Source organism: Citrobacter sp. Cf088 (assembly GCF_030334295.1).
Lineage (GTDB): Bacteria > Pseudomonadota > Gammaproteobacteria > Enterobacterales > Enterobacteriaceae > Citrobacter > Citrobacter freundii.
Genome location: NZ_JAOWEE010000054.1, coordinates 227,052 through 243,935, shown reverse-complemented (window position 1 = coordinate 243,935; position 16,884 = coordinate 227,052). Strand labels below are relative to the sequence as shown.

Genomic DNA, 16,884 nt, shown 5'->3' with positions numbered 1-16,884 from the left:
GGAAGGTGCGAATAAGCAGGTCATTTCTTCCCAAGCTGACTCGCTGATTAAAATTTCGCGGATCTGGGCCGATTTTTTTCCCGCAAACACATCGAATCAGCCTATTTAGGCTATTTTTTCCACCATTTCTGGCGTTATTTCCGGTTTTTACTGAGATCTCTCCCACTGACGTATCATTTGGTCCACCCGAAACAGGTTGGCCAGGGTGAATAACATCGCCAGTTGGTTATCGTTTTTCAGCAGCCCCTTGTATCTGGCTTTCACGAAGCCGAACTGCCGCTTGATGATGCGAAACGGGTGCTCCACCCTGGCACGGATGCTGGCTTTCATGTATTCGATGTTGATGGCCGTTTTGTTCTTGCGCGGATGCTGCTTCAAGGTTTTTACCTTGCCGGGACGCTCGGCGATCAGCCAGTCCACATCCACCTCGGCCAGCTCCTCGCGCTGTGGCGCTCCTTGGTAGCCGGCATCGGCTGAGACAAATTGCTCCTCTCCATGAAGCAGATTACCCAGCTGATTGAGGTCATGCTCGTTGGCCGCGGTGGTGACTAGGCTGTGGGTCAGGCCACTCTTGGCATCGACACCAATGTGGGCCTTCATGCCAAAGTGCCACTGATTGCCTTTCTTGGTCTGATGCATCTCCGGATCGCGTTGCTGCTCTTTGTTCTTGGTAGAGCTGGGTGCCTCAATGATGGTGGCATCCACCAAAGTGCCTTGGGTCATCATGACGCCTGCTTCGGCCAGCCAGCGATTGATGGTCTTGAACAATTGACGGGCCAGTTGATGCTGCTCGAGCAGGTGGCGGAAATTCATGATGGTGGTGCGATCCGGCAGGGCGCTATCCAGGGATAATCGGGCAAACAGGCGCATGGAGGCGATTTCGTACAGGGCATCTTCCATGGCACCGTCGCTCAGGTTGTACCAATGCTGCATGCAGTGAATACGCAGCATGGTCTCCAGCGGATAGGGCCGTCGGCCATTGCCCGCCTTGGGATAAAACGGCTCGATGACAGCGGTCATATTCTGCCATGGCAGAATCTGCTCCATGCGGGAGAGGAAAATCTCTTTTCGGGTCTGACGGCGCTTAGTGCTGAATTCACTATCGGCGAAGGTGAGTTGATGGCTCATGATGTCCCTCTGGGATGCGCTCCGGATGAATATGATGATCTCATATCAGGAACTTGTTCGCACCTTCCCTAAGTCGACTGCATTAAAACTTTTGTGAGCGGTGATGAGCAAATTGATTCATCACCGGTATTTTTTCAATACTGCACAGTCCTGCTGTGTGAAAAATAAATTATTGAGGTTCAGGAGTCCGGCGTGGAAAAAAATAATATTACCCTCGACCCGAGTTCTTCGTTTGGCACGTCATCATCTGTGGATATTAATGTTCCGCCTGAGGGCATGGTGCAACGCAGTAGCCGAATAAAACGTATTCAGACCACGGCAATGATTTTATTATTTTTTGCTGCGGTTATTAATTACCTCGACCGCAGTTCTCTGTCGGTCGCCAACTTAACGATTCGTGAAGAACTGGGGCTGAGCGCCACGCAAATCGGCGTGCTGCTGTCGGTATTTTCTCTCGCTTATGGTATTGCGCAATTGCCCTGCGGCCCGCTGCTGGATCGCAAAGGTCCGCGCATTATGTTGGGGCTGGGGATGTTCTTCTGGTCGCTGTTTCAGGCGATGTCCGGCATGGTACACAGCTTCACCCAGTTTGTGTTGGTGCGTATCGGGATGGGGATCGGCGAAGCGCCAATGAACCCGTGCGGCGTAAAGGTCATCAACGACTGGTTTAACATCAAAGAGCGCGGCCGCCCGATGGGATTATTCAACGCCGCCTCCACCATCGGGGTTGCCATTAGCCCGCCGATTCTGGCTGCCATGATGCTGGTAATGGGCTGGCGCTGGATGTTCATCACCATTGGCGTGCTGGGTATTTTCCTCGCCATCGGCTGGTACATGCTGTATCGCAACCGCGAGCAAATTGAGCTGAGCGCCACGGAACAAGCGTACCTGAACGCTGGTAGCGTCAATGCCCGCCGAGATCCGCTGAGCTTTGCCGAATGGCGCAGCCTGTTTCGCAACCGTACCATGTGGGGCATGATGCTGGGCTTTAGCGGCATCAACTATACCGCATGGTTATACCTGGCCTGGCTGCCGGGCTACCTGCAAACCTCCTACAACCTGGATTTAAAAAGCACCGGATTAATGGCGGCGATCCCGTTCCTGTTTGGCGCAGCCGGCATGTTGATTAACGGCTTTGTCACCGACTGGCTGGTAAAAGGCGGTATGGCGCCGATTAAGAGCCGTAAGATTTGTATAATCGCCGGGATGTTCTGCTCTGCAGCCTTCACCTTCGTTGTGCCGCAGGCCACAACGTCGATGGCCGCCGTGTTACTGATCGGGATGGCGCTGTTCTGTATCCACTTCGCCGGTACCTCGTGCTGGGGCCTGATCCACGTCGCCGTCGCCTCACGCATGACCGCTTCCGTGGGCAGTATCCAGAACTTTGCCAGCTTTATCTGCGCATCGTTTGCGCCGATCGTCACCGGATTTATTGTTGATACCACCAACTCTTTCCGCCTGGCGCTGATCATCTGTGGCTGCGTCACCATGGTGGGGGCCCTTGCCTACATCTTCCTGGTTCGCCAGCCCATTAGCGATCCACGTAAAGATTAATCCTCCAGATGCCCGATAACACCGTGCTTATCGGGCATGTTATGCTCCTCGTATGAACATCACCTTACGCGCTACTACTCTGGCAGACACAGCCGCTCTTCCCGCCATCGAACGATCTGCGGGGCAACGTTTTTTACAGATCCCGGAACTGGCGTGGATTGCTGATGACCAGATTATATCGGCTGCTCAGCATCAGGCATTTGCCGCCACTGGCTTGAGCTGGCTGGCGCAGGCCGATGAGCATCCGGTCGGCTTTTTAGTCGCCGAAACGCTGGATTCATCGCTGTTTATTGCAGAACTGTCGCTGCATCAGGAGTGGCAGGGAAAAGGAATTGGCCGCCGATTAATTTGCTATGTTGCCGAACAGGCGCGCGAGAAAGATTACACGTCGCTTACGCTGACCACCTTCCGCGATGTGCCGTGGAATGCGCCATGGTACGCGCGTCTGGGATTTGAAATGTTGGCTGAAGAGACGCTGCCTGCAAAGTTGCGCCAGAAAAGAGAAGAGGAAGCAGCGCATGGACTGGCGTATGAATCACGCTGCGCCATGCGCCTGATGCTTACTTAGAACGTTTCCCAGTTATCCCCGGCATCCGCTACCGCGGCTTTACGCGGCTGGACCGTTGAAACCGGTTTAGCGGCCGCAACGTCACGCGCGCGCTGTTGGTCATGCTGAATACGGAACACGGCAACGGCTTGAGTCAGGCGGCTGGCCTGCTCTTCCAGCGCGGCAGCGGCAGCGGCGGACTCTTCCACCAGCGAGGCGTTCTGCTGCGTCACACGATCCATCTCGGCAACGGCCAGACCAACCTGATCAATACCGCGGCTCTGTTCATCAGAAGCAGAGGCGATTTCCCCCATGATATCGGTCACGCGGGTTACCGCATTAACGATCTCATCCATGGTTTCACCGGCGCTTTCAACCAGCGTTGAACCGACATCCACACGGCTGACCGAGTCTTCAATCAGGCTCTTAATCTCGCGCGCGGCCTGTGCACTACGCTGGGCCAGGTTACGCACTTCACCCGCCACCACCGCAAATCCACGGCCCTGCTCGCCCGCACGTGCGGCTTCTACCGCGGCGTTGAGTGCCAGAATATTGGTCTGGAAGGCAATGCCGTCGATGACGCTAATAATGTCGGCGATCTTCTGCGAACTGGAAGCGATATCACGCATGGTTTGCACCACGTTGTCCACCACTTTGCCGCCTTTCTGCGCGGTTTCCGACGCACTCAGCGCCAGATGGCTGGCCTGACGCGCGTTTTCGGCGTTCTGCTTCACGGTTGCCGTCAGCTGTTCCATGCTGGCTGCGGTTTCTTCCAGAGAGGCCGCCTGCTGTTCGGTACGGGAGGAGAGATCGTTATTGCCCATCGCAATCTCGCTGGCCCCGCTGTAAATCGCATTGGCGCCGTTACGCACGTCACCCACGGTGTTCATCAGCTCACCCTGCATGTGACGCAGGCTTTCCGCCAGTTGCCCAATCTCGTTGGAACCTTCCACTTCAATACGCTTCACCAGATCGCCGCTGGCGATATGACGAATGCTGTCAATCAGACGGTTCATTGGGGAAATAAGAGTCAGTTTGATACCAAACCAGACCGCAATAATCGCCGCCAGAACGGTGATCAGCACACAAACCAGCACCCACATCGCCTGGCTGTAAGAGCTGTTGTTATCTTCCACCGCGATGTCATACAGGCGATCGTTCTGCTGCATGTAATTGATATACTGCTTCTCAAAACCATCCTGATAACTCTGCGTCGGTTGATCAAAGAACGCGTTGATCTTCCCGTCACCCAGTAACTGGATCAGCTCCGCCAGCGCACCGTGATAGATGTCATAGGTGCGGTTGATCTCCTGGAAAGCGGCTTCGCTTTGGCGCGGATCGCGCGGGAGCGACTCGTAAATCGCCCAGTTTTTTTCCGTCAGCTTCAGCGCCGTACTCGCCACCTGCATCAGTTCCGCCACGGTCGCGCCGCTGCCGATATTGCTCTGATCCATCATGTAGCGAATGCCTGCCCGGTTCAGGGTGTTACGCGTTTGCAGCAGCTCAACCCAGGTGGCGTTCAGCGCAGACTGTTGCTGGCGAATGGTTTGCAGAACGGTAAAGTTCTCTTTGTCATTCTTAAGTGAGTTAAAAAACAAGCCGCCCGAGGCGAGCTGTAAAAGGCCAAATAGCGCCAATACCAGCAGTAAGCTGGTAACAATCTTCATTCGTTTTAACATGTTTTCTCTTTCCGCTAGACAGATATCAGAATTTTCGGCCTGGAAAGGGAAAACTTTATGAAATTTGTGCTAGTTGAATCGATCTCAGCATCGACGATTCGTCGATCCACGCCGTCTGCTAAAGCGCTAAGCGGGTTTATTAGTGATCTCAATCACATAAATATACCCGTTAGTCCCCACCGCTTACCGCTCGCTGACACTTGGGACCGCTTAAGCTGACATACAACCGCTCACTTATTTACCTTACTTTACGCGCGTAATTCTCTGGCAAGATCCCCCCAACATAGCAGTCAAATAACCTCCTCAAACACAAGATCAAACCCACGCGGCTTCGGCCAATTATTAATTAGATACCAGGTTTTACTATGGATACGAAAAAGATATTCAAGCACATACCCTGGGTGATTCTCGGAATCATCGGTGCATTCTGCCTCTCGGTAGTGGCATTACGTCGGGGTGAGCACATCAGTGCCCTGTGGATCGTAGTCGCCTCAGTTTCTGTTTATCTGGTGGCTTATCGTTACTACAGTTTGTACATCGCCCAAAAGGTGATGAAACTTGACCCGACGCGCGCCACGCCGGCGGTCATCAACAATGATGGTCTGAACTACGTTCCAACCAACCGTAACGTGTTGTTTGGTCACCACTTTGCTGCTATCGCAGGTGCAGGTCCGCTGGTTGGGCCGGTACTGGCCGCGCAGATGGGTTACCTGCCTGGTACGCTGTGGTTGCTGGCGGGCGTAGTGTTGGCCGGTGCGGTGCAGGACTTCATGGTGCTGTTTATCTCTTCTCGCCGTAACGGCGCATCTCTGGGTGAGATGATCAAAGAAGAGATGGGCCCGGTGCCGGGAACCATTGCGCTGTTCGGCTGCTTCTTAATCATGATCATCATCCTCGCGGTACTGGCGTTGATCGTGGTGAAAGCACTGGCTGAAAGCCCGTGGGGTGTGTTCACCGTCTGCTCAACCGTACCTATCGCGCTGTTCATGGGGATCTACATGCGATTCCTGCGCCCAGGACGCGTGGGCGAAGTGTCGGTGATTGGTATTGTGTTGCTGGTTGCCTCCATCTACTTCGGCGGCGTGATTGCGCACGACCCGTACTGGGGCCCGGCGCTGACCTTTAAAGACACCACCATTACCTTTACCCTGATCGGTTACGCGTTTATCTCTGCGCTGCTGCCGGTATGGCTGATCCTCGCCCCGCGCGACTATCTGGCTACTTTCCTGAAAATCGGCGTTATCGTCGGTCTGGCGGTGGGGATTGTTATTCTCAACCCGGAACTGAAAATGCCGGCGATGACCCAGTACGTTGATGGTACTGGCCCGCTGTGGAAAGGCGCTCTGTTCCCGTTCCTGTTCATCACCATCGCGTGTGGTGCGGTATCTGGCTTCCACGCGCTGATCGCTTCCGGTACTACACCGAAGCTGCTGGCCTGTGAAACCGACGCGCGTTTCATTGGTTACGGCGCGATGCTGATGGAATCCTTCGTGGCGATTATGGCGCTGGTTGCTGCATCCATCATCGAACCGGGTCTGTACTTCGCAATGAACACCCCGCCTGCTGGCCTTGGCATCACCATGCCGAACCTGCATGAAATGAGCGGTGAGAACGCCCCACTTATTATGGCGCAGTTGAAAGACGTTACCGCACACGCAGCGGCAACCGTCAGCTCCTGGGGCTTTGTGATTTCACCTGAGCAGATCCTGCAAACCGCGAAAGACATCGGCGAGCCGTCCGTTCTGAACCGCGCAGGTGGTGCACCGACGCTGGCCGTTGGTATCGCCCACGTGTTCCACAAAGTGCTGCCGATGGCTGACATGGGCTTCTGGTACCACTTCGGTATCCTGTTCGAAGCGCTGTTCATCCTGACCGCACTGGATGCGGGTACCCGCTCTGGCCGCTTTATGCTGCAAGATTTACTGGGTAACTTCGTTCCATTCCTGAAGAAAACCGACTCCCTGGTTGCAGGTGTCGTGGGTACTGCGGGCTGCGTAGGCCTGTGGGGTTACCTGCTGTATCAAGGCGTTGTTGACCCGCTGGGCGGCGTTAAGAGCCTGTGGCCGCTGTTCGGTATCTCTAACCAGATGCTGGCTGCCGTGGCGCTGGTTCTCGGCACCGTGGTGCTGGTTAAAATGCAACGCACCAAATACATCTGGGTTACCGTGGTTCCGGCAGTATGGCTGCTTATCTGCACCACCTGGGCGCTGGGTCTGAAACTGTTCAGCACCAACCCGCAGATGGAAGGCTTCTTCTTCATGGCGAATCAGTACAAAGAGAAGATTGCTAACGGCGGCGAACTGACCGCCCAGCAGATTGCCAACATGAACCACATCGTCGTCAACAACTACACCAACGCAGGCTTGAGTATTCTGTTCCTGGTGGTGGTGTACAGCATCATTTTCTACGGGTTCCGTACCTGGCAGAAAGCCCGCGCCATCGACGGTCGATCTGATAAAGAGACACCGTATGTACCGGTGCCGGAAGGCGGCGTGAAAACCTCTTCACATCATTAAGCCGTAATTGCCGGATGGCGCTGCGCTCATCCGGCCTACAAAATGTGCAGTATGTAGGCCGGATAAGGCGCAAGCCGCCATCCGGCTTTATTCATTAACAGGACGGCAGAATGTTTGGTACTTTAGGTCAGGCAAAAAAATATCTCGGTCAGGCGGCAAAGATGCTGATTGGCATTCCGGACTACGACAACTACGTCGAGCACATGAAGACCAACCATCCCGATAAGCCGTACATGACCTACGAAGAATTCTTCCGCGAGCGCCAGGAAGCCCGCTACGGTAGCGGCGGAAGCAGTTGCTGTTAGAAGGAGAAATGAATGACCCCGATTGCAGTTACCCTACTCACCGGCTTTCTTGGCGCGGGTAAAACCACCCTGCTGCGCCATATTCTCAACGAGCAGCACGGTTACAAGATTGCCGTTATCGAAAACGAATTCGGCGAAGTCTCGGTGGACGATCAGCTGATTGGCGATCGCGCCACGCAGATCAAAACCCTGACCAACGGCTGCATCTGCTGCACCCGTTCGAGCGAACTGGAAGACGCGCTGCTCGATCTGCTCGACAACCTCGACAAAGGCACCATCAATTTCGACCGTCTGGTGATCGAATGCACCGGCATGGCCGATCCCGGCCCGATTATTCAGACCTTTTTCTCCCATGAAGTGATTTGCGAACGCTACCTGCTGGACGGCGTAATTGCACTGGTTGACGCGGTGCATGCCGACGAGCAGATGAACCAGTTCACCATTGCCCAGTCGCAGGTAGGCTACGCCGACCGCATCCTGCTGACCAAAACCGACGTAGCAGGTGAAAGCGAAAAACTGCGTGAGCGCCTGGCGCGCATCAACGCCCGCGCCCCGGTGTATACCGTCACGCATGGCGATATCGACCTCTCTCTGCTGTTCGACACCAACGGTTTTATGCTGGAAGAGAACGTGGTCAGCGCCAAACCGCGCTTCCACTTTATCGCCGACAAACAAAACGATATTTCCTCGATTGTCGTCGAGCTGGATTACCCGGTGAACATCAGCGACGTGTCCAGGGTGATGGAAAATCTATTGCTGGAATCCGCCGAGAAGCTGCTGCGCTACAAAGGCATGCTGTGGATTGAAGGCGAACCAAACCGCCTGCTGTTCCAGGGCGTCCAGCGCCTGTACAGCGCCGACTGGGACCGCCCGTGGGGCGACGAACAACCGTACAGCCAACTGGTGTTTATTGGTATTAATCTGCCGGAAGACGAGATCAGAGCAGCGTTTGCGGGATTGAAGAAGTAGATTTTTTGTAGGCCGGATAAGGCGCAGCCGCCATCCGGCACTCACTGCCCCAGTATATTCTGACTATTTCTTATTTTGCTCGCGCAGCATCGCTTCGCGCAAAATGGCATTAAGGCGCGTCTGATATCCTTTTCCTGGACGTTTCAGCCACTCCATCACATCGGCATCAATACGCACCGAGGCCTGCGTTTTTAAGGGACGGAAAAACTTACCGCGTGTGGCCTCTGACCACTGCTTATCTTCGGTCACGGGAATGTCACTGTAATCGATATCATCATCCGATTTATTCGCCAGCGCTTTCAGTTCAGCCTCATGCTGAGCACTCAGCGCGGATACGCTGCCGCGTTTATGCTTAACCATGCTCATAACGATTCCTCTCCTTACTGTCTGCCTTTCTGGCACTGATGATACGAATGACTTCAAAGCCACTTTCAAACCTAACGCTATGGGCAACCAGAATAACCACAATGCCATGAACGAGACCGATGGTCTGCCAGCGATACTCACCGTTCTCATGCCGATCCTGCCGCGAAAGATGTTGGGGATCGTCAAACACCAGCACCGCATCCTCAAACCGGACACCGTGTTTTCGCAGGTTACTTTGTGCCTTGTTTGCATCCCATTCAAACTCCATTGGCATGTATTTCATCCCTAATTGTATATACAAAAATGTATCTACAATTATCTTATGATTATAGCGAAATTGTTGGAAATAACATCACATTTTGCTGTTGAAAGGATGAACTTTAGTAGGCCGGATAAGGCGCAGCCGCCATCCGGCATTGCAGCCACTCACTCGGTGATCACAAATCGTGTCGCCGCAAAGCAGTTCAATATCCGGTGCACCAGAAATACCATCGTTAACGTGGCCAGCAGCGCGACGGTAACGGAAGTGATGCGGTAGAGATCGCTGAATACCAGGTCCTGATCCGGATGCAGGTTCTGGCCGAACATAATGCCGATGGTGGTGATACTGGCAAAACCCACGCCCGCACCGACTTTTTCCATCACGTGCAGGCGGGCGCTGAACGCCAGCCCGAGGCCAATCAGCGGCATCATCAACAGCATATGGTTGCTGAAATCATACACCAGCAGTTGCACCAGCAGAATGTACAGACAAGCCAGTACCACGCCGACCACACGCCAGAGAGAGCTCAACACCGCGCCGCGATAATGCATCGGAAACAGGATCAAAACGCCCGCCATCAGCGCCGACAGCGAATCGCTCAAGTCACAAATCTGAAAGACCACAAAAATCATTGTCGCCACCGAACCGGAAAGCAGCGACTCGTGGCGAACCCGGGCGTCATCTTTCTCAATGCGCGGCGGCGGCTGGCGGGGTTCCACGTCCGGGATCAGATAATGCAGCAATGCACTCAGCGCCACAGCCATGACGCAGGCTTCCATATTGGAGAACATCAGCGTATGCCAGTTGGTGGTGGGATAGCTCATAAAATTGAGCATCGTGCTCTGGCACACCACGCCCATTGAGCCGAACAGAAACAGCGGTCCTTTGCTCATCAACCGAAAACGCATCACGTACAGGCCAAATACCACCAGCGTCATAATCAGCGGCCATTGTGAGAGATAGCCGACAATCAGTACCATTTCGACGCAGTTCACCGCCGCGCTGAACACAAACTGTTTGGCCACATGGCGGTTGAACACCGGTACCAGCGACAGCAGCATCAGCGGATAAACCACAAAGAACACGCCGTACTGCACGTTGTAAAAGGTCGAGATACTCAGCGCGATTGTCCCGGCAACCGAGATACGCAGGGTCTGGCGAAAATCATTGGCGGTGTAGACAATATTCCCGTGCGGCGTAAAGACGTGAGCCAGGGTGTTAATAGACATAATGCAGCCAGCTAACGAGATGGATCTGCGCTCCGGCAAAGGTGCGGGCGAACATCCCCTCGCTGTTGTACAGCTGTACCGTGGCGCGTGCCCCGGTCGGCAACGGCGTGTCGAGCGGTTCGTTCAGCGCGACGTGAATACGCATACGCTGGGCGTCGCGCACCCAGCGGGTAGACTGTTCCGGTTGCGACAGCTGGCCGTTAACCTGCTCCTGACCCGCCAGAATACCGGCATCGCTGCTGGTGACGCGAGCAGAGAAAACCTTGCCCGGCATGGCGTCGAACACTACGGCGGCATCGGTATCCACCCGGGTGTGGCGCAGGCTTTTCTCGCGAAAGTCGGCCACGATATCGGTCTGGTGGCTGACCAGCGCCAGCAATGGCGTGGCGGCAGTGGCGTAAAGTCCGGGGCTAAGCTGGAGATTGCTCACTGTACCGTCGGTCTGGGCATACACTTTGCTCCAGCCGAGGTTCAGTTGCGCCTCTTCCAGCGCGTTACGGTATTTTTGTAGCGTCACGTTACGCTTGTCATCGCGCTCGCCGCGCTGGATCAGCAGGTTCTGAATACTGGCATTGAGCGCCGACACCGACTGTTCGCTGGTTTGCCAGGCGGTGCGCACCTTGTCGAGATCGGCTTGCGACACGTTCTGCATGGCACTCAGGCGCTGATAGCGGTCAAAGGTGGTCTTGTCGTTCCGGGCGTTGAATTGCGCGGTGCGCAGATTGGCACGCGCAGAGGCGATCTGCGCATCCAGCTGTTGGTTGCTCAGCTTTGCCTGCTCAAGGGCGATTTGCGCAGCCTCGACCTTATTGATAAACGGCGTCGGATCCAGTTCGTACAGCAAATCACCCTTTTTCACCTGGCTATTGTTATGTACATGCACCTGCGAGACGTAGCCGGATACGCGTGAGGAAACAGGCGTTACCACACGCATCACCGTGGAGTCCGGTGTTAGCGGGATCCAGATATCGGCAACGATAAACCAGGCGAATATAACCAGGAAAGCGGCAATACTCACCCTTACCCAACGGGCAAATTTTTGTTCTGGGGTCATCATAGTTTTTTAGTGTTGATTGTCTTCTTCGCGGATTGTCCGCAAATTGCAGGCGAGTTGATTTAAGGTCGAGCTGAAGGCGGCAAGCTCCGCTTCGGGGATGGTACACGTGACGCGATGTTGGTAGTTCTCAATCACCCGGTTTAGTTCCTCCAGCCTTGCGCGGCCTTGCTCGGTCAGCGTGAGCAGGCGAATGCGTTTGTCATAAGGCGATGTGGAACGCAGCAGATAGCCGTGCTTTTCCAGCTGTGAGAGGGTGCGCATCAGCGGCGGCAGTTCAATACCCTGCACCTCCGCCAGTTCACTGACCGAGACGTTGTCTCCCAGTTGATACAGCTGCATCAATACCGTCCAGCTTGACTGCGTCAGGCCAGTGTCGGTAATGGCTGCATCAATAATGGCCCGCCACTGGCGCACCACCATTGCCATGCGCATCCCCATCGGGCGGCGGGCAAACAGTTCATCTTCAGTCATGTATCCTTCCCCTCATCGCTGATGAAGAAAATAATACTTATCATGGTAAGTATCAAGAAACACATCATTCAGAAGCATGAATTGATAAATACCATGAATACAAAAGAGGCCGGGCGATAACCCCCAGCCTCTGCCGATGAAAGAAAATCACTCCACCTGATCGCGTCGCAGCCCGACGTCCCGCAGCCGCTCGTCGCTCATCTGTTGCAATAGGCGCCGCGTTTGCGCTCGCAGCCGCCACGCCTTGTATGCCCGCCAGATCAGTACAAACCCAATAAACGGCTGTTTTGCTTTATTCTCGTGAAATTCCATACCTTGCCTCCCCGCCTTGCCAGAGGCTTTATCTTCACGGATTTGGCCCAAAACAATACAGACTCACAAAGTACTTTTATTTAACATACAGATTGGTTAAAAAGAGTTCTGCATCGCTTTTTTCACGCCAATCTGTACTGGTTTATTAATCTGTATGGTACCCATGAGGGATACAGCATGACGCGTTACCAACATCTGGCCAATCTGCTGGCCGAACGCATTGAGCAAGGTTTGTATCGCCATGGCGAAAAACTGCCTTCGGTACGCAGTCTGAGCCAGGAGCACGGGGTCAGCATCAGCACCGTCCAGCAGGCGTATCAGACGCTGGAACAATTACGGCTGATCACGCCGCAGCCGCGTTCCGGTTATTTTGTCGCACCACAAAAAGCACAGCCGCCGGTGCCGCTGATGTCACGCCCGGTCCAGCGTCCAGTTGAGATAACCCAGTGGGATCAGGTGCTGGACATGCTTGCAGGTCATGCAGACAAATCGATAATCCCTTTTAGCAGTGGCGTGCCCGATATCAATCAACCCAGCCTGAAGCCGCTCTGGCGCGAGCTAAGCCGCGTGGCGCAGCATAATCTCAAGGCGGTTCTGGGCTACGATGAATTACCAGGCTGTCGCGAATTGCGTCAACAGATTGCCCGGCTCATGCTGGACGGAGGTTCGGTCATCAATGCGGATGATATTGTGATCACCAGCGGGAGTCAGAGCGGGATGTCACTGGCGCTGCTGGCAGTCTGCCAGCCAGGGGATATCGTCGCCGTAGAATCGCCCGCCTATTACGGCACGATGCAGCTGCTACGCGGATTAGGGATCAAAGTTATAGAGATCCCAACCGATCCGGATACAGGGATCAGCATTGAAGCGCTGGAACTGGCGCTGGATCAGTGGCCGATTAAAGGGGTGATTCTGGTTCCTAACTGCAATAATCCCCTCGGATTTATTATGCCGGATGCACGTAAGCGGGCGGTCCTCGCCCTCGCCCAGCAGCACGATATTGTTATTTTTGAAGATGATGTGTACGGAGAGCTTGCCACGGAATATCCCCGTCCGCGCACAATACACTCCTGGGACAGCGATGGTCGGGTGCTACTGTGCAGTTCATTTACCAAATCCGTGGCGCCGGGGTTGCGCGTCGGTTGGGTTATTCCCGGTCGTTATCACGATAAATTTCTGCATATGAAATATGCCGTCATCGGCACTAACGTTCCTGTTACGCAGCTGGCGGCCGCCGCTTTCGTGCGCGAGGGGCATTATCATCGGCATGTTCGCCGTATGCGTCAGATCTACCAGCGGAATATGGAGATCTACACCTGTTGGGTACGGGAATACTTCCCCTGCGGGATCTGCGTCACCCGACCGAAAGGCGGCTTTATGCTGTGGGTCGAGCTGCCGCACCAGGTCGATATGGTCTGTGTCGCTAAGCAGCTCTGTCGCCTCAAAATCCAGGTTGCGCCGGGTTCGCTGTTCTCCGCATCAGGAAAGTATCGCAACTGCGTACGCATCAACTGCGCGTTGCCGCCAAACGAGAAGCATCGGGAAGTGATGCAAAAACTCGGGGAAGCGGTAAAGGTGGCGATAGAGTAAATCAGACCACCCGGTGCTACCGGGCTGGCGATTGCACGGTTTAGGTCATTTCTAATGGCTTACGCCCTGAATATCTTCAACGGAAAGTCGGGTAATTTTTTGCACCGTGCTGAGATCAGTACCGTCGGCCAGCATGGTGCGGGCAATGCGCAACGCCTCAGTACGTCGCCCCTCGATTAGACCTTCTTGTTTACCTTCTTGTTTACCTTCCTGCTTACCTTTTTGCTGGCCCTCTTGCAGACCCTCAAGCCACCCTTTTTGAAATCCAGCCTCATGCAATCTGTCTGCGATCGTCATTAAATGCTCCTTATGCTGCGGTGAACGTTCAGCAACCCCACGAATAAACTCACTGAAGCGAGGTGCATCGCCAGTTTGCAAAATATAATTAAACAGCGTCTTTATCTGGCTGTCATTAGTCACTCCAGTAAGTAGCAAGGAAACAATTTGCTCAACAAGCCCCATAAGATCGCGCTGACGGATATGTTTTTGGATTAACTCCAACAGCGCCATGCGTCGATGCTGCACAATTTCGTCATCTGGAATAACCGTAATATCCACCAGCGGAAACGCCGCAGCATACACCTGGCGTGCCAGCATCGGGTTGGCAAACTCGTCCAGCCAACATAGCGAATAAGGGTACGGACTTTTAGCGCCGTGATAGAACAGCATCGGCACCACCAGCGGCAACTGCTGATGTCCGGCATCCAGATGTTTCTGCATGGCCGCAACTGCATAGCGCATCAGTCTGAATGCCATATGCGCATCCGGTGTGCTTTGGTGTTCAATCACCACATAAATATATCCATTCCCTTCTGTCGTATTCACCGACCACAGCACATCGGAATAGTACGCACGTAAATTCTCTTCGATAAAACTGTCTGACTCGAGTTTCAGCGTCTGAAGATCGCAAAGTTCGCGTAGCGAGGCAGGAAGATGTATTTGCAGAAAATCCCGTGCAGTCTCAGGGTGACGTAAAAATGTTTTAAAAACCGCATCATGCGGTGTGGAAGTCGGCGCTTTGTTCATGGCGATCCGTCACCTGGAAATAAGATGCCATGACTGTAGCGCCGCAAAGCCACACCCTCACCTGCAACTTTCTCTGTTTGCGAGACGATTTCCGGGATAAAAACGTCCCTATGTAACGTCTGCATTTGTCTGGAACCCGTCACGCAGAATCGCTATCTCAATGCACATTCCCACTTTTTCACCACTCGGCCTGTGCTATAACGAATCATCACTTTCAGGGAGGACGCGATGTGACGCACACCCGGGATATTCCACAATCGTTCTGGCGTGATGAACAGCTCCCGTGGCTGGAACTGCGCAGCACCTGGCAAAGCCAGCAGGCCTATAAGCGGCATCACCACTCTCAGCTCTCGATTGGGGCTATTCTCGAGGGGGAAACGTGTTGCCTGTGCGATGGCAAGGAATACCATCTGCAGGTGGGCGATCTGATTGTGATCCCGCCGCTGGCACCCCACAGCTGTAATCCTGTTAACGGACAGTTTCGCAGCTATCACATGCTTTATCTTGATGCCCGGTGGAGCCTTGCCCATCTGCCTGCACAGAACAACAATCAGCGGCTTTGCACGCGCGATCGTGTTATCCGCGATCGGCAATTGTTCCAGCGCTATGTAAACCTCGTGGCACTTATGCAGCAACGGCAAACGACGCGGGTAACGGATGCCGCACAAGCATTGCTACGTTCGCTGCCATTGCAATCGGTAGCACCGGAAAACCTAAGCGCCGCCAGCCAGTATCTGCGCGAACGGTTGCGGTCCAACCTGCAGGCTCCGCCCTCACTCGATGAGCTGGCACATGAGTGTCACATGCGTAAAGAGACGCTGATCCGCGCTTTTAAGCAGGACACCGGGCTGACGCCAGGAAGTTATCTGAACATCATACGGATTGACTATGCCCGCCAGCGGCTGCGGGCCGGGGACGAAATTGCCGATGTCGGCTATCAGAGCGGGTTTGCCGACCAGAGCCATTTCCATCGCACCTTTGTTCGCTACACCGCCGCCACACCGCGCCAGTACGCGTTGGGGCGATCAATATCAGACAATAATTAGCGCTGCGTAAGGCGTACGGTGATCTCAGATTCATTGTCTGAGGTCGCTATGTCGCTGCTTTCTGTACTTTTTCCGTCTGCTTTTCCCGCGCTGGCGCTGGCACATTTTGTCGCACTACTCAGCCCCGGTCCGGACTTCTTTTTACTGGCCGGTTATGCCGTACGATACCGGATGCGCGGCAGTACCGGGCTGTGCGTGGGGATCGCTATCGGCAACGGGCTGTATATCCTGCTGGCAATTATCGGTTGGGGGATCCTGCACCAGCTTCCCCTGCTGTTTACCATTATTGAGCTGCTGGGCGCGATCTATTTATTGTGGATAGGCAGCCTGCTGATACGCAGCCGCCCGCAAACTCTGACCGGAGCTGATGCCCGGTCTACCTATCCAGGATTTGGTAAACAGCTGCTGCTGGGATTGGGTTCGTCACTGCTTAACCCAAAAAATGCACTGTTCTATCTGGCGCTAATGACCGCCCTGCTCGGCCCGTCAGTGACGCTGCTGCAACAAACCATGAGCGGGATCTGGATGACCAGCGTAGTGCTGTGCTGGGATCTGCTGCTCGTGATGTTCATCGGTTTACCGCAGATCCAGCGGCGGTTAACCAGAGGGATCTTGTGGGTAGAGCGTATCGCTGGCGGTGTATTGATTATCTTCGGTTGTGCTATCGCGCTGCGGTTTTTGCAGAGCATTGTAGTCTGATTTGCGTTGCTATTTTCTACACATAAACAGGATAAACTCGTTTAATTAATATCCAATCCGCATTACACTTTGGGTGGCTATTATCCATTCAACCAATTCTTCCTGAGGTGCGATGTGCTGATTGTTAC

Annotated in this window: 17 protein-coding genes; 8 read left to right on the top strand and 9 right to left on the bottom strand. The window is 54.2% G+C overall.

The window, feature by feature from the left end; translation table 11 throughout:
- Positions 1–147 precede the first annotated feature (147 nt).
- A complete protein-coding gene (locus tag OGV71_RS19675) occupies positions 148–1,128 on the bottom strand; it encodes an IS5-like element ISKpn26 family transposase (RefSeq protein WP_000019445.1) in 981 nt (326 codons plus the stop codon).
- Between the two features lie 192 nt (positions 1,129–1,320).
- Between OGV71_RS19675 and OGV71_RS19670 the strand changes: the two genes are divergently transcribed.
- Both OGV71_RS19670 and OGV71_RS19665 read left to right on the top strand, forming a co-directional pair.
- Entirely contained in the window at positions 1,321–2,682 is a 1,362-nt protein-coding gene (locus tag OGV71_RS19670; protein WP_003837227.1) for an MFS transporter, read from the top strand.
- A 52-nt stretch (positions 2,683–2,734) separates the two neighbouring features.
- A complete protein-coding gene (locus OGV71_RS19665) occupies positions 2,735–3,250 on the top strand; it encodes a GNAT family N-acetyltransferase (protein WP_177712669.1) in 516 nt (171 codons plus the stop codon).
- Here the strand turns inward: OGV71_RS19665 and tsr are convergent.
- Positions 3,247–4,908, bottom strand: coding sequence for a methyl-accepting chemotaxis protein (tsr, locus tag OGV71_RS19660; protein WP_003019155.1), 1,662 nt, complete (start codon positions 4,906–4,908; stop codon positions 3,247–3,249). The genes OGV71_RS19665 and tsr overlap by 4 nt on opposite strands.
- 365 nt (positions 4,909–5,273) lie before the next feature.
- Between tsr and btsT the strand changes: the two genes are divergently transcribed.
- From btsT to yjiA, 3 genes are all read left to right on the top strand, one after another.
- Positions 5,274–7,424 (top strand): pyruvate/proton symporter BtsT, encoded by a 2,151-nt coding sequence (gene btsT, locus OGV71_RS19655; protein ID WP_086504860.1) that lies wholly within the window; start codon positions 5,274–5,276, stop codon positions 7,422–7,424.
- A 110-nt stretch (positions 7,425–7,534) separates the two neighbouring features.
- Positions 7,535–7,729 (top strand): YbdD/YjiX family protein, encoded by a 195-nt coding sequence (locus OGV71_RS19650; protein ID WP_003830038.1) that lies wholly within the window; start codon positions 7,535–7,537, stop codon positions 7,727–7,729.
- 12 nt (positions 7,730–7,741) lie between these two features.
- The gene (gene yjiA, locus OGV71_RS19645) at positions 7,742–8,698 is read left to right on the top strand and encodes a GTPase (RefSeq protein ID WP_003837219.1); all 957 of its coding nucleotides are present in this window, start codon (positions 7,742–7,744) and stop codon (positions 8,696–8,698) included.
- A gap of 63 nt (positions 8,699–8,761) precedes the next feature.
- On the opposite strand, the gene OGV71_RS19640 is transcribed toward yjiA, so the two are convergent.
- The 6 genes from OGV71_RS19640 to OGV71_RS19615 all read right to left on the bottom strand — a co-directional run bounded on the left by OGV71_RS19640 (position 8,762) and on the right by OGV71_RS19615 (position 12,395).
- Positions 8,762–9,064 (bottom strand): BrnA antitoxin family protein, encoded by a 303-nt coding sequence (locus OGV71_RS19640; RefSeq protein ID WP_003019167.1) that lies wholly within the window; start codon positions 9,062–9,064, stop codon positions 8,762–8,764.
- Positions 9,051–9,338, bottom strand: coding sequence for a BrnT family toxin (locus OGV71_RS19635; protein ID WP_003019170.1), 288 nt, complete (start codon positions 9,336–9,338; stop codon positions 9,051–9,053). The genes OGV71_RS19640 and OGV71_RS19635 overlap by 14 nt, the downstream gene beginning before the upstream one ends.
- A gap of 152 nt (positions 9,339–9,490) precedes the next feature.
- Positions 9,491–10,555: a DUF2955 domain-containing protein gene (locus OGV71_RS19630; protein ID WP_171858873.1), complete on the bottom strand. Its 1,065-nt coding sequence runs from the start codon at positions 10,553–10,555 to the stop codon at positions 9,491–9,493.
- Positions 10,545–11,612 carry an HlyD family secretion protein gene (locus OGV71_RS19625; protein ID WP_204584169.1) on the bottom strand — a complete coding sequence of 356 codons (1,068 nt, stop codon included), beginning with the start codon at positions 11,610–11,612 and terminating at the stop codon, positions 10,545–10,547. Before OGV71_RS19625 ends, OGV71_RS19630 begins: the two co-directional genes overlap by 11 nt.
- Before the next feature lie 6 nt (positions 11,613–11,618).
- Complete coding sequence (locus OGV71_RS19620; RefSeq protein WP_003019178.1) at positions 11,619–12,083, bottom strand: MarR family winged helix-turn-helix transcriptional regulator; 465 nt, start codon at positions 12,081–12,083, stop codon at positions 11,619–11,621.
- A 147-nt stretch (positions 12,084–12,230) separates the two neighbouring features.
- On the bottom strand, positions 12,231–12,395 hold the full coding sequence (locus OGV71_RS19615) for a DUF1127 domain-containing protein (protein WP_003019180.1): 165 nt from the start codon (positions 12,393–12,395) through the stop codon (positions 12,231–12,233).
- Positions 12,396–12,572: 177 nt separating this feature from the next.
- On the opposite strand from OGV71_RS19615, the gene OGV71_RS19610 reads away from it, so the two are divergent.
- The gene (locus OGV71_RS19610; protein ID WP_016149495.1) at positions 12,573–13,985 is read left to right on the top strand and encodes an aminotransferase-like domain-containing protein; all 1,413 of its coding nucleotides are present in this window, start codon (positions 12,573–12,575) and stop codon (positions 13,983–13,985) included.
- Between the two features lie 51 nt (positions 13,986–14,036).
- On the opposite strand, the gene OGV71_RS19605 is transcribed toward OGV71_RS19610, so the two are convergent.
- Entirely contained in the window at positions 14,037–15,011 is a 975-nt protein-coding gene (locus tag OGV71_RS19605) for an Rpn family recombination-promoting nuclease/putative transposase (RefSeq protein WP_286533882.1), read from the bottom strand.
- Between the two features lie 230 nt (positions 15,012–15,241).
- Between OGV71_RS19605 and OGV71_RS19600 the strand changes: the two genes are divergently transcribed.
- Positions 15,242–16,057: a helix-turn-helix domain-containing protein gene (locus tag OGV71_RS19600; protein ID WP_204584171.1), complete on the top strand. Its 816-nt coding sequence runs from the start codon at positions 15,242–15,244 to the stop codon at positions 16,055–16,057.
- A 48-nt stretch (positions 16,058–16,105) separates the two neighbouring features.
- Entirely contained in the window at positions 16,106–16,756 is a 651-nt protein-coding gene (locus tag OGV71_RS19595) for a LysE family translocator (protein WP_204584173.1), read from the top strand.
- Positions 16,757–16,884: the final 128 nt, after the last annotated feature.

Excerpts from the sequence above, each read along its gene's own strand:
- OGV71_RS19615 (WP_003019180.1), bottom strand. The coding sequence starts at position 12,395 with ATGGAATTTCACGAGAATAAAGCAAAACAGCCGTTTATTGGGTTTGTA.
- yjiA (WP_003837219.1), top strand. The coding sequence starts at position 7,742 with ATGACCCCGATTGCAGTTACCCTACTCACCGGCTTTCTTGGCGCGGGT.
- btsT (WP_086504860.1), top strand. The coding sequence starts at position 5,274 with ATGGATACGAAAAAGATATTCAAGCACATACCCTGGGTGATTCTCGGA.
- OGV71_RS19625 (WP_204584169.1), bottom strand. The coding sequence starts at position 11,612 with ATGATGACCCCAGAACAAAAATTTGCCCGTTGGGTAAGGGTGAGTATT.
- OGV71_RS19595 (WP_204584173.1), top strand. The coding sequence starts at position 16,106 with ATGTCGCTGCTTTCTGTACTTTTTCCGTCTGCTTTTCCCGCGCTGGCG.
- tsr (WP_003019155.1), bottom strand. The coding sequence starts at position 4,908 with ATGTTAAAACGAATGAAGATTGTTACCAGCTTACTGCTGGTATTGGCG.
- OGV71_RS19640 (WP_003019167.1), bottom strand. The coding sequence starts at position 9,064 with ATGAGCATGGTTAAGCATAAACGCGGCAGCGTATCCGCGCTGAGTGCT.
- OGV71_RS19605 (WP_286533882.1), bottom strand. The coding sequence starts at position 15,011 with ATGAACAAAGCGCCGACTTCCACACCGCATGATGCGGTTTTTAAAACA.
- OGV71_RS19620 (WP_003019178.1), bottom strand. The coding sequence starts at position 12,083 with ATGACTGAAGATGAACTGTTTGCCCGCCGCCCGATGGGGATGCGCATG.
- OGV71_RS19635 (WP_003019170.1), bottom strand. The coding sequence starts at position 9,338 with ATGCCAATGGAGTTTGAATGGGATGCAAACAAGGCACAAAGTAACCTG.
- OGV71_RS19610 (WP_016149495.1), top strand. The coding sequence starts at position 12,573 with ATGACGCGTTACCAACATCTGGCCAATCTGCTGGCCGAACGCATTGAG.
- OGV71_RS19665 (WP_177712669.1), top strand. The coding sequence starts at position 2,735 with ATGAACATCACCTTACGCGCTACTACTCTGGCAGACACAGCCGCTCTT.
- OGV71_RS19650 (WP_003830038.1), top strand. The coding sequence starts at position 7,535 with ATGTTTGGTACTTTAGGTCAGGCAAAAAAATATCTCGGTCAGGCGGCA.
- OGV71_RS19630 (WP_171858873.1), bottom strand. The coding sequence starts at position 10,555 with ATGTCTATTAACACCCTGGCTCACGTCTTTACGCCGCACGGGAATATT.
- OGV71_RS19675 (WP_000019445.1), bottom strand. The coding sequence starts at position 1,128 with ATGAGCCATCAACTCACCTTCGCCGATAGTGAATTCAGCACTAAGCGC.